This is a genomic window from Bradyrhizobium sp. 23, from assembly GCF_023073295.1.
GTDB lineage: Bacteria > Pseudomonadota > Alphaproteobacteria > Rhizobiales > Xanthobacteraceae > Bradyrhizobium > Bradyrhizobium canariense_D.
Genome location: NZ_JADPJF010000058.1, coordinates 167,082 through 175,456, shown reverse-complemented (window position 1 = coordinate 175,456; position 8,375 = coordinate 167,082). Strand labels below are relative to the sequence as shown.

General features: G+C 64.8%; 8 protein-coding genes. 7 read left to right on the top strand and 1 reads right to left on the bottom strand.

The window, feature by feature from the left end; translation table 11 throughout:
* The 3 genes from IVB32_RS14430 to IVB32_RS14420 all read left to right on the top strand — a co-directional run.
* Window positions 1-577, top strand: a 577-nt coding sequence (locus IVB32_RS14430; protein ID WP_247410631.1) for a phosphatidylserine decarboxylase, incomplete at its 5' end; no start/stop codon positions are given.
* Window positions 578-664: 87 nt separating this feature from the next.
* Window positions 665-1,546, top strand: a complete 882-nt coding sequence (locus tag IVB32_RS14425) for a phosphatidylcholine/phosphatidylserine synthase (RefSeq protein WP_018459344.1) — start codon at window positions 665-667, stop codon at window positions 1,544-1,546.
* Window positions 1,547-1,698: 152 nt separating this feature from the next.
* Window positions 1,699-2,418 carry an RraA family protein gene (locus tag IVB32_RS14420; RefSeq protein ID WP_018459343.1) on the top strand — a complete coding sequence of 240 codons (720 nt, stop codon included), beginning with the start codon at window positions 1,699-1,701 and terminating at the stop codon, window positions 2,416-2,418.
* Between the two features lie 18 nt (window positions 2,419-2,436).
* On the opposite strand, the gene IVB32_RS14415 is transcribed toward IVB32_RS14420, so the two are convergent.
* On the bottom strand, window positions 2,437-2,730 hold the full coding sequence (locus IVB32_RS14415) for a hypothetical protein (RefSeq protein ID WP_085353034.1): 294 nt from the start codon (window positions 2,728-2,730) through the stop codon (window positions 2,437-2,439).
* A gap of 327 nt (window positions 2,731-3,057) precedes the next feature.
* Between IVB32_RS14415 and IVB32_RS14410 the strand changes: the two genes are divergently transcribed.
* From IVB32_RS14410 to IVB32_RS14395, 4 genes are all read left to right on the top strand, one after another.
* Window positions 3,058-3,831, top strand: a complete 774-nt coding sequence (locus IVB32_RS14410) for a MotA/TolQ/ExbB proton channel family protein (protein WP_018459340.1) — start codon at window positions 3,058-3,060, stop codon at window positions 3,829-3,831.
* A 23-nt stretch (window positions 3,832-3,854) separates the two neighbouring features.
* Window positions 3,855-4,685, top strand: a complete 831-nt coding sequence (locus tag IVB32_RS14405) for a flagellar motor protein MotB (RefSeq protein WP_007592497.1) — start codon at window positions 3,855-3,857, stop codon at window positions 4,683-4,685.
* 272 nt (window positions 4,686-4,957) lie between these two features.
* Window positions 4,958-6,856: a potassium transporter Kup gene (locus tag IVB32_RS14400; protein ID WP_085385797.1), complete on the top strand. Its 1,899-nt coding sequence runs from the start codon at window positions 4,958-4,960 to the stop codon at window positions 6,854-6,856.
* Window positions 6,857-6,997: 141 nt separating this feature from the next.
* Window positions 6,998-8,375 (top strand): KUP/HAK/KT family potassium transporter (locus IVB32_RS14395; RefSeq protein WP_247410629.1); only part of this gene is annotated, 1,378 nt, incomplete at its 3' end.

Genomic DNA, 8,375 nt, shown 5'->3' with positions numbered 1-8,375 from the left:
GATCGGCACCATCCTGACCGTGTGGTGCGCGCTGTTCTTCCGCGACCCCGTGCGCGTGACCCCAGTGCGCGAGGGGCTCGTGGTGTCGCCCGCCGACGGCCGCGTCTCCATGATCACTATGGCGCTGCCGCCGGCCGAGCTCGGGCTCGGCGATCGGCCGCTGCCGCGCGTCTCGGTGTTCATGAGTGTGTTCAACTGCCATGTGAACCGCAGCCCGATCGCGGGCCGGGTGGACCGTATCGCCTACCGGCCCGGCCTGTTCATCAATGCCGAGCTGGACAAGGCGAGCGAGGACAATGAGCGCAACTCGCTGGTGATCACGACGCCGACGGCGCGGATCGGCGTGATCCAGATCGCGGGTCTGGTCGCCAAGCGCATCGTCTGCTTCGTCAAAGAGGGGCAGGCAATCGGCGCCGGTGAGCGCTTCGGTCTGATCCGATTCGGCTCGCGGCTCGACGTCTATCTGCCGCTGGGCACGAAGGCGCTGGTCTCGGAAGGCCAGACCGCGATCGCCGGCGAGACGATTCTGGCGGATCTTGCCGGAGACGACCCGAGCCGCGCCTACCGTGCCAATTAACCAATAAGTCGGTCCTGAGGGGCCTTCCGCCGCAATGGCGGAGGGGAACGCGGCTTGCTATATCTCGCCCCAAGGTGAGGACGAGCCATGACGCCTTATGACTTCAAAGATCCTGATGTGCGCCGCCGGCGGTTCCGCCCGATCCCGGTGCGCATGCTGGTGCCCAACGTCATCACGCTGCTGGCGATCTGCGCCGGCCTGACCTCGATCCGGCTCTCGATCGAGGGGCGGATGTCGCTCGCGGTCTACGCCATCGTGTTCGCGGCGGCACTCGACGGCATCGACGGCCGCATCGCGCGCATGATCAAGGGGCAGTCCAAGTTCGGCGCCGAGCTCGACAGCCTCGCCGACTTCGTCAATTTCGGCGTGGCGCCCGGCCTGATGCTGTATTTCTGGCAGCTGCACGAGCTCGGCAATGCCGGCTGGATCGCCGCCATGGTGTTTGCGATCTCCGGTGGCCTCCGCCTGGCGCGCTTTAATGCCACCATGGACGATCCCAACAAGCCGGCCTTTGCCGCCAACTTCTTCACCGGCGTGCCGGCGCCGGCCGGCGCGATCACGGTGCTGCTGCCGATCTATGTCGCGTTCCTCGATCTCGGCCGGCTGCCTGCGGCCGTGACGGCTGCGTATACGCTGCTGATCGCCTTCCTGATGGTGTCGCGCCTGCCGGTGTTCTCCGGCAAGACCAAGCGCATGCGCGTGCCGCCCGAGCTGGTGCTGCCGGCGTTCGTCGCGGTGGTCGTGTTCATCGCGATCCTGATCGCCTATCCCTGGCACGTGCTGTCCATCGGAACGGTGCTGTATCTGCTCGCTTTGCCGCTCGGCTACAAATCCTATCGCGACCAGGCGCGCGCGATGGAAGCCACCGCGCCGGCTGGAGGCGAGGTCTCCTCGCCGCCTTCGGCGCCGACGCTGGCAAACCTGTCGGAGCCGCCGCGCGAAGACGACCGGCCCGACCGGCTGCACTGAACGGCAAGCGCCAAGCAGCCAAGGCACTGAACAGCGAGACTTGGATATCTGCCATGAGGCGCCCTGAGTTGGGTTGAGGCCCGATCTCGGCTATATCGCCCGGTGCAGGCGGCACCGCACCAACAGCGGCCGCCAATCTGGGAGAGAACGCTGTGACGAATACTGCGACCGGGCCGCTGCCCGCTTCCGTCCTCGAAGCGCTGGGCCGCTATGACACGCCGACGATCTGCAATGCCATGGAGATCGTGGCGCCCGAGCGCCGGCTGATCGGCTACACCACCAAACCACTGGTCTGCCCATTTCCCGATCTGCCCCCGATCGTCGGCTATGCCCGCACGGTCGCGATCCGCTCGGTGCTGAAAAATTCACTACCGCCGGAAGAGCAGTCCAAGCGCCGCATCGCATATTACGAATATGTCGGTACCGGCCACGGTCCGCGCATCTCGGTGATCCAGGACATCGACGGTCCCGACGTCGGCTACGGTGCGTTTTGGGGCGAGGTGCAGAGCAACGTGCACAAGGCGCTCGGCTGCCTCGGCGTCATCACCGACGGTTCGATCCGCGACATTCCGCAATGGGCGCCGGGCTTCCAGGCGCTGGCCGGCTCGATCGGCCCGTCGCATGCCTGGGTGCACGCCGAGAGCTTTGGCGGCGAAGTGCGCGTCGCCGGCATGACCGTGAAGTCGGACGATCTGATCCATGCCGACCAGCACGGCGCTGTCGTAATTCCGCACGATATTGCCGCAAAGCTGCCCGAGGCCGCCGAACTCTGTGGCCGCCGCGAGACGCCGATCCTCGAGATCGCCCGCAGCCCCGACTTCTCGTTGGAGAAGTTGAAGGCTGCGCTGAAGCGCTCGGCGGAGATTCACTAACGGCGGGACCGCGATGATCTACGGTTGCGACGCCGCTCGCAGGCTGCCCTGTTCCGTCAGGAACAAGGCGGCCTGATCCGGCTCGCCGAGCACCGCGGCAGCGCATCCGATCAAGGTGAAGCCGCCGGCAAAATCCCACAGGGTGATATCTTCCGCATTGTCCGGCATGTGGATCAGGTGCGCTGCGATCCCGGCGAGGGCCGCCTCGGCAAAGAGCAGCACGCTGAACGCCGGCAGGACGAGCCCGGGTTCGAGCATGTGGAGCGCCAGCACTGCGGGAAGCGCGGTGAGAAGACTGAACAGCGTCACCATTGCGATGCCTTCCGCCATGAGGTGCCGGCCGGGTCCAGAATACCAATTGATCGGTCGCCCCCGATGTGGCGCAGGGCCGCAGCCGAAGGGATCGCGTGCACGGGTGACGGGTGCGCGCGACACCGTATGGTTAGCAAAATGTTGAGATCCGTGTCGGCAGTCGGCAAAAGCCGGCGCCTTTCAGCGCGCTGCGGCCGCCAGGCGCGCCGGCTCAACTTAACCTTTACGCGTCTTTAATCGCGGCTCACTAGGGTTTCCGATGCGGTTCGGGGTTGGGCCGCGCCATCGGCCAGGACGGCCGTTGTTGCGTTCGCGTTGGAGTCTCCCATGGATATCATGACGAGCATCGGGCTCGTGGCGGGCATTGTCGTCATCGCGACGATGATGCTGCTGGGCGGCGATCTCCACATGTTCGTTTCCGAGCATGCGATGATCATCATCTTCGGCGGCTCGACGGCCGCGACCATGATCCGCTTTCCGCTCTCGACGCTGATCCACGGCCTACCGCTCGGCGCCAAGTTTGCCTTCACTATGAGCCGTCTGTCGGCGCACGATCTGGTCGACGAACTCGCCCGCATCGCCGAGATCGCCCGCAAGCAAGGGCCCGTGGGTTTGGAAAAGGTCGAGACCGACGAGCCGTTCCTCGCCAAGGGCATCCGCTACGTCGCCGACGGCTACGACCTGGACTTCATTCGCGACAATCTCGAGCGCGACCGCGATAATTTTTTGATGCATCTGGATGAAGGCAGCAAGATCTACCGCGCCATCGGCGACTGCGCCCCGGCCTTCGGCATGGTCGGCACGCTGATCGGCATGGTGCAGATGTTCGCCAACATGACCGACCCGTCAAAGCTCGGCCCGTTCATGGCGACCGCGCTGCTCGCGACTCTCTACGGCGCGCTGGTCGCCAACCTGTTTTGTACCCCGATCGCCGACAAGCTGCATGGAAAGCTCCTGGACGAAGAGACCAACCGCACGCTGATCATCGACGGCATCCTGATGATCCGCGACTCCAAGAGCCCCACGCTGGTCCGCGAAATGCTGCTGGCCTATCTGCCCGAGAAGCACCGCCACGCTGAAGGCGAGCCGGTGCCGGCCTGAGGCCGCGCGCCGGGATTTGAGATATGGCCAAGAAGAAGCGCGGCGATTCACACGGAGGCGGTCACGGCTGGTTCGTGACCTTCGCCGATCTGATGGGCCTGATGATGAGCTTCTTCGTGATGCTCGTCGCGTTCTCGACCCAGGATGCCAACAAGCTGAAGGTCGTCGCAGGCTCCATGCGCGACGCCTTCGGTGTCCAGACCGAAGCGCGCTATTCCGGCATCGTCGAGTCCGACGGGCTGCCGACCCGCCCTCGGCTGAAGAACGTCGATCACATTCAGCCCGAGGACTCCTCCAACACGCCGACGCCGGACCAGGAGGATCGTGACCGCACGTCGGGCGCCAAGATCAAGGTCGACCGCAATTTTGCGCTGGCGGCGGCCTCGCTGCGCCAAGCGTTGCAGGACATGCCGGAATTGACCGAGATGTCGAAGCACATCATGTTCGAGGAGACCAAGCAGGGCCTCAACCTCGAGATCGTGGACCAGGACGGTCGCTCGATGTTCGCCGACGGCTCCAAAGTCCCCTATGACCGCACCCGCCGCCTGATCGAGAAGCTCGCTGTCCCGCTCAAGGCGACGCCGCTGCGCGTCTCCATCGCCGGCCACACCGCGGCTGGATTCGTGCCGACCCGCAGCGACTACGGCGCCTTCGATCTGTCGGCCGACCGCGCCAATGCCGTGCGTCAGATCCTCGAACGCGAGGGCCTGCCGGCCGCCCATGTCTTCGCCGTCGCCGGCAAGGCGGATACCCAGCCGCTGTTTCCGGACGATCCCTCGCTCGCGGCCAACCGGCGGGTGACCATCACCCTGATGCGCGAAGATCCGCCGCTGCCGCCGAATCTGAAGCCGTAGGGCGCATTCGAGCGAAGTGGACCCTGTTTCGCGCGAAGAAGCGCGACAAAACAAGGATGTAGAGCCAATTCCCCTTCAATCGGGGACTGAAAGGCTCAGGGCTCTTGTGCCACCATCTTACCTGAGGCATGTCGTCGCGTGGGCAACGACCGTTGCTGCGCCGTCACAGCATCTGGCCCGGTGCCTGCTATGGTGATGTGCCGATTGACAGGGGCACCGGAACCGTCAAAAGGCGCCGGATCAATTCTCGGGCAGAAGCGTTCCAGTTTCATATGACGGCGAGCATCACATCGACCGAAGCTCCGGACGGGCCGGTCACCTCGGGTTTCTGGGGCCTGACGCTCGGGAGCATCGGCGTCGTCTTCGGCGACATCGGCACGTCGCCGCTCTACGCATTCCACGAGGCCGTCAGGGGCGCGGCCCATGGCCAGCCGGTCTCGCGGGTCATGGTGCTCGGCGTGCTCTCGCTGATCCTTTGGGCGCTGCTGATCGTCGTCACCGCCAAATACGTGCTGCTGCTGCTGCGCGCCGACAACAACGGGGAGGGCGGCACGCTTTCCCTCATGGCGCTCGGCCAGCGCGCGCTCGGGCGGCGGAGCTGGTTCCTGATGGCGCTCGGCGTCGTCGGCGCCTCCATGTTCATCGGCGATTCCATGATCACGCCGGCGATCTCGGTGTTGTCGGCGGTCGAGGGTCTGAAGCTCGCAACGCCCGCCTTCGAGCACTATGTCGTTCCCCTGACCGTTCTCATCCTGACGCTGCTGTTCGCGGTCCAGAGCAAGGGGACGGCACTGGTCGCCTCAGCCTTCGGGCCGGTGATGGTCGTCTGGTTCACCGTTCTTGCCGTGCTGGGTGCCGTTCACATCGCCGACGATCCGTCGGTGCTGGCAGCGATCAATCCCTATTACGCCCTGCAATTCCTGCTGTCGCACGGCACGATCGGCCTGGTGACACTGGGCGCGGTGTTCCTCGCGGTGACCGGCGGCGAGGCGCTCTACGCAGACCTCGGCCATTTCGGCCGCAAGCCGATCCAGTCGGCCTGGATGTTCTTCGTGCTGCCTGCGCTCCTGATCAACTATTTCGGGCAGGGCGCACTGGTGCTGTCGGATCCGAGCGCGATCGAACACTCCTTCTATCGCATGGTGCCCGAGCATTTCGTGCTGCCGCTGGTCGGACTTGCGACCGCGGCGACCGTGATCGCGAGCCAGGCGGTAATCACGGGGGCCTATTCCCTGGTCTATCAGGCAGTGCAGCTCGGCCTCCTGCCGCGCTTCGAGGTGCGCTTCACCTCGGAAACTCATGCCGGCCAGATCTATCTGCCGCGTGTAAACCGGCTGCTGCTGATCGGTGTGATGCTGCTGGTGCTGTTGTTCCACACCCCCAGCAATCTGGCTTCGGCCTACGGTATTGCGGTCTCCACCACCATGGTTGCTGACGGCATCATGGGCTTCATCGTGATCTGGAAATTGTGGAACTGGCGCGCGGCGACGGCCGCAGCGGTGATCCTGCCCTTCGTCGTGGTCGACATCAGCTTCTTCAGCGCGAATCTTCTGAAGCTGCTCGAAGGCGCCTGGGTGCCGCTGCTGTTCGGCGTGATCATGGCCGGGACAATCTGGACCTGGCGGCGAGGGTCCGGGATCCTGATCCAGAAAACGCGCCGCATCGAGGTGCCGCTGGACGATCTGATCCGGAGCCTGGAAAAGCGGCCGCCGCACATCGTCAAGGGCACCGCGGTGTTCCTGACCAGCGATCCCTCCTTCGTGCCGACCGCGCTGCTGCACAATCTCAAGCACAACAAGGTGCTACACGAGCACAACGTGGTCCTGACCATCGAGACCGCGCATACGCCGCGGGTCGATCTGTCGGAGCGGTTCCGGATGGAGAGGATCAGCGACAAGTTCTTCAAGGTCCGCCTGCGCTTCGGCTACATGGAGCAGCCGAACGTGCCCAAGGCACTCGCGATCGCGCGCAAGCAGGGCTGGCAATTCGACATCATGTCGACCTCATTCTTCGTGTCGCGGCGCTCGCTGAAGGCGTCGGCGCAGTCCGGCATGCCGCTTTGGCAGGACCATTTGTTCATCGCGCTGAGCCGGTCCGCCAACGACGCCACCGACTATTTCCAGATTCCCACCGGACGCGTGGTTGAAGTCGGAACCCAGGTCACCATCTAAACGGCATCCGGCCAAGCCATGCAAATGTGCATGGCTAAGGTCCAAAATCTGGCTAGGCTATGCCGGCAGCGCAGGCCTATAAGCCCCGCGCCCTTCTGCCGTTGTGCAGTGAAGCATTTTTAGAGGCCACCAGGCTCTCCCATGACAAGTGATATCGCGATTTCCGCCCCGGAAACGGCGGCGGCCAATGGGCATGGCGATGCCCACACCACTGCCGGCTTCGGTGCGCTGACACTCGGCAGCATCGGCGTGGTCTACGGTGACATCGGCACCAGCCCGCTCTACGCGTTCCGCGAGGCGGTGATGGCGGCTTCTGGCGCGGAGGGGGTGCCGACGCCGGCGGCCGTGCTCGGCGTGCTCTCCCTGATCCTGTGGGCGCTCATCGTCGTTGTGACGCTCAAATACGTCGTGATCCTGCTCCGTGCCGACAACAACGGCGAGGGCGGCACGTTGGCGCTGATGGCGCTGGCCCAGCGCGCAGTCGGCACCCGCGGAACAACCATCGTCCTGCTCGGCATCATTTCCGGAGCCCTGTTCTACGGCGACGCCGTGATCACGCCGGCGCTCTCGGTGCTGTCGGCGCTCGAAGGCATGAAGGACGTCACCCTGCACTTCGAGCCCTACATCGTGCCGCTGACCGTGATCATCCTGGTCGGTCTGTTTGCCGTGCAGTCCCGTGGCACCGCTCGCGTCGCCGCCTTCTTCGGCCCGATCATGTGCGTCTGGTTCGCGGTGATCGCGATCGCGGCGATCCACCCGATCATCCAGCAGCCGCAGGTGCTGTTCGCGCTGAACCCGCTCTACGCCGTGTCCTTCATGATCCACCACGGCATCATCGGCTTCGTGACGCTCGGCGCGGTGTTCCTGGCGGTCACCGGTGCCGAGGCGCTCTATGCCGACCTCGGCCATTTCGGCAAGCGGCCGATCCAGACCGCCTGGCTGTTCATCGTGGTGCCGTCGCTGGCATTGAACTATCTGGGGCAGGGCGCCCTCGTGCTCGGCGACCCCGGCGCGATCGTGAGCCCGTTCTTCCAGCTCTTTCCGCAAGGTTTTTTCCGCGGCTGCATGGTGGTGCTGGCCACCGCCGCAACGGTTATCGCGAGCCAGGCGGTCATCACCGGTGCCTATTCGCTGACGCGTCAGGCGATCCAGCTCGGTCTGTTGCCGCGGTTTGAAATTCGCCATACGTCCGAAGCCCATTCCGGCCAGATCTTCATCCCGCGCATCAACCAGCTCCTGCTCGTCGCAGTGGTCCTGCTGGTGCTCTTATTCCGCTCCTCCAGCGCGCTGGCCTCGGCCTACGGCATCTCCGTCACCGGGACCATGGTGGTTACGGCGATGATGGGCTTCGTGGTGATCTGGAAGGTATGGCGGTGGTCGCCGTTCACGGCTGCCGCCCTGATCGCGCCGTTCTTGTTTCTCGACCTCACCTTCCTGGCCGCCAATCTGCTCAAGGTGTTCGAGGGCGGCTGGGTGCCGCTGGCGCTCGGCGCGCTCATGATCATCCTGATGTACACGT